General features: G+C 32.7%; 3 protein-coding genes. All 3 read left to right on the top strand.

Translation table 11 applies throughout. From position 1 onward, the window contains the following. The first annotated feature begins 351 nt into the window (after nucleotides 1-351). The 3 genes from P9B04_RS18990 to P9B04_RS18980 all read left to right on the top strand — a co-directional run bounded on the left by P9B04_RS18990 (nucleotide 352) and on the right by P9B04_RS18980 (nucleotide 2,258). Entirely contained in the window at nucleotides 352-642 is a 291-nt protein-coding gene (locus tag P9B04_RS18990) for a hypothetical protein (RefSeq protein WP_342056541.1), read from the top strand. An 817-nt stretch (nucleotides 643-1,459) separates the two neighbouring features. After that, nucleotides 1,460-1,888, top strand: a complete 429-nt coding sequence (locus P9B04_RS18985) for a hypothetical protein (RefSeq protein ID WP_342056540.1) — start codon at nucleotides 1,460-1,462, stop codon at nucleotides 1,886-1,888. 199 nt (nucleotides 1,889-2,087) lie between these two features. Continuing rightward, nucleotides 2,088-2,258, top strand: coding sequence for a hypothetical protein (locus P9B04_RS18980; protein ID WP_342056539.1), 171 nt, complete (start codon nucleotides 2,088-2,090; stop codon nucleotides 2,256-2,258). Nucleotides 2,259-2,891: the final 633 nt, after the last annotated feature.

Raw genomic sequence — 2,891 nt, 5'->3', positions numbered from 1 at the left:
ATCATTTTAAACAGATTTTTTCCAGGCTTTTTTCTAACATTCAACATTTCTGCTAATAAGATTAACTTATCTATTAGTTGAGAAGCAATACTTTTATGATAATAAAATAGTTGACATTACTTGTTACAGGTAATATAATTAGTATATAAATAACTTGTAACAGCTTAATGAATATCAAGCATAGCTCAGAAATTAGAGAACTAATATCATATTTATTAGATATCTATGGTGAGTTTAATTGTCCTAAATGTGACGATGTTATTGGTCACAGAGTTTTATATCTTGATGATGAAAGTATTAAGTGTCCTTACTGTTTATATGAACTTGAGTTACAGGAGTTAATATCTCACAATGAAGATAAAACCAGTGGGTGGTAGAGGGCAAAAAGCCCCCTATAAAACCCGTGTAATGCGTGTCCCTGAACCAATAGCGGAACAAGTACAAGCTTTAATTGATGAATACAGATTGTCAATAATGTCTGATAAAGTAGAAGACAAAGATAGCTTTATTATCATTAAAATTTCTCAATTGAATAGCTTGTTTAGTTCTATTTTAAGACAACGCAAAAGTGCTAAGGTATCTTTTGAAAAATTAGAAGATAAATTGGTAAAGTTATATTCACTATTTAAACACACTAATTAATACTTGTAACAAGTAATTATTTTGTTGACAATTGTAAGTAATCTTGTTAGTATTAAAGTGTACCTGGCAATGAGTTCCTAGCCCGTTTCTTATCCAGGTGGCTCGAGACATACTCGATTAGTACATTCCCACCTTGTTGCATTCGTGTTTAGGAGGTGGGGGTTGCTATCTGCTTTAAAAGATTCTATCAGCGCAACAAAAATAGCTCTAAGAGACGTGAAAATATAAATTATGACCTCTGCATCAAGAGATATGTTTTGAGCAGGATAAACGGGCTATCGAGAGGGGTATGGGGGGAAACGTCCCCCCATTCCGCTTTCACAGAGTGCTACAGAAGTGTTTTTCCCCTAGAACGTTTATAAGTTCTAATGCAACAAAATTTAGTTAAAAATAAATAACCAGTACAAAATTATAAGCTACACTACTAAAAGTCATTTGTAGACTGCATTAGAGGTTAGCTTGTTATATGTGCATTGAGAACGGCAGAATCAGGCTTGCAAAAGGATTGTTTTGTTCTTAGTGTACTAATAGTAAATAAATTGAACTTATTTATCAATAAGATTACATTAGTTTTTCTTATATTACACTCTTAAGCCTATATATAATCAGTATTTTACCTACTTAGCTGTAGGTGTAGTATTTAGTTAATTAGCTACAAGCCCTAAGTTATGAGTGCAAGCGTACTTTGTTAGTCTTCTCTCAAGATACAAGAAGGGGGTAATAAAAAACCCCCAATATATGGGGGTTGTAGAGACCGATATTATAGCTCCATACCTATGATATTATCGGTCTAGACCTATAATGTTATACACTGATTATGACGGACAAAATCTTCAGTTATCAAATTAGCGTTCCTGATGGATGTATGGCTAAAACTGTAGTCACTCCTATTAAAGCACTAAGTCAAAATCCACACATTAGGACATTTTGTGAGGGACTCACTCGTTTGGCTAAGGATAGAAACCTTAATTCAACTGATATGAGGGTATTGATTTACATTGCTGGGATAATTGAGTATGAAAATATTCTAGATATCTCTCAAGCAGAACTGGCAAAGCAAATGGAAATTGTACAACCAGAAATTAGTAAATCAATTAAAAAGCTTTGTGAATTAGATTATCTGAGAATAATTGGAAAAGTTGGGAGACAGAATATATATAAGCTAAGTCCTCATTTTGCATTTAAATCAAGAGCAAAGAACTATAGAACAATGTGCAATGATTGGGATGAAGTAGAAGATACTTAAATTTCAGGCTTAAACGATTTAATATTAGGTAAAAACAAAAGCCCTTATCTCTGCTGTTAAGGGCTTATTACCTATGTTTGGTTATCATTATTATGATACTATTTATGATAGCATATAATGCCCAACAAATAAGTAATTAGCAGTTACTTATTTGTCAGGACTTCACCTACTTACCGAATTAAATAGGAGCCTAACTATTATGCCAGCAAACTGTACAGATTATTCATTACTTCTAGGCTATTGTGAAATCATAGACATGATTAATAGCAATAGAGTGTTATTAGAATCAGCTATTCCTTTGATAGAAGGAAATGCCGATTTTGTTATGAGTGATGAGAGACGGAAACAATCCGCTCTTGTTTTAATATAGTTATTCTTATCAGAACTTGATAAGTCAATCGAAAACTATTCTAAGCTTAGACAAAGTAGTAATACTTATGATAGCTAATAGCTGATTGTATCAGAGGGTTAGACAGTAAAATCTAACTCTCAAAGTAGTTAGACAAATAGTTGATAAAACATATATTTCTTACAATAATAATACTTGTAACAGGTTATGTCAATTAGTAAATATAAGATAATTTATAGCATTTTATATTACAATCAGATTACTGTAATAGGGATGGTCTATTGACAGTTCTCATATCGTGAGTGGACATTTCAGATGAATGGGGGGACGTTTCCCCCCATACCCCTCTCGATAGCCCGTTTATCCTGCTCAAAACATATCGTCATAGTTTAAAAGCTTAGCTTATCAATCAGACAATTAACTCTCTCTGAAACATCCATATAATCATGCTTTTGACCCTCAATGCTCTAGAACAGATGAAACAGGATACCTCAAGGGGATACATCATTGGTTGTCTAGCGTCCTTTGTAGGCGATTCCAATGCTACTAGGAGAAACGTTTAAAATTCTAAGTAATTTGGATAATGATAACTAATAAGACAGAAATGTTGAATGTCTTTAGAAAACTTTACATATCAAATTAGACTAACCCTAT

This window comes from Crocosphaera sp. Alani8 (assembly GCF_038442745.1).
In the GTDB taxonomy this organism is placed as follows: Bacteria; Cyanobacteriota; Cyanobacteriia; order Cyanobacteriales; family Microcystaceae; genus Crocosphaera.
Note: the sequence above shows the minus strand (reverse complement) of the source record. Positions and strands in the feature narration are given on the sequence as shown.